The sequence below is a fragment of the Listeria cornellensis FSL F6-0969 genome (genome assembly GCF_000525855.1).
GTDB classification, from domain to species: Bacteria; Bacillota; Bacilli; order Lactobacillales; family Listeriaceae; genus Listeria_A; species Listeria_A cornellensis.
On record NZ_AODE01000079.1, the window covers coordinates 1 to 440 of the forward strand.

The 440-nt window shown below is 37.7% G+C and carries 1 protein-coding gene; it reads right to left on the reverse strand.

What is annotated here, in order from left to right; genetic code table 11:
- Positions 1–384: DDE-type integrase/transposase/recombinase (locus PCORN_RS16790; RefSeq protein WP_159102638.1), on the reverse strand; the 384-nt coding region annotated here is incomplete at its 3' end.
- Positions 385–440: the final 56 nt, after the last annotated feature.

Consider the following 440-nt stretch of genomic DNA (forward strand, 5'->3'; position numbering starts at 1 on the left):
TCTCGGATTAACTCCTTTTCGGATACAAAGGAATGAAGATAATAATATTCTGCTTTCAGTATGCCCCAAAAAACTTTCTATCGGTTGGTTGTCTAAACATTTGGCAACACGTGACATGCTTACCTTAAACCCAAATTTATTTTTGAGGTCTCTATAGGCATGGCTCGTGTATTGAAAACCTCGATCACTATGAATCATGGGCTTTACTTTGGGATTTCGCTTCATGGCTAATTTAATGGTATCCATAACTAACTTATTATCGTTTTTACTACTTAAAATATAGGCTACAATCGAGCGATCATATAAATCGATAATGGCGCTGAGGTATTTTTTTCGTCCCGTTACTAACTTTGAATTCCGTGACATCTGTACACCATTTTTCATTAGGTGCGCTGCCTGGAAATTGCGGTTAAGCATATTTTTAGCGGTATGCTCTGCGG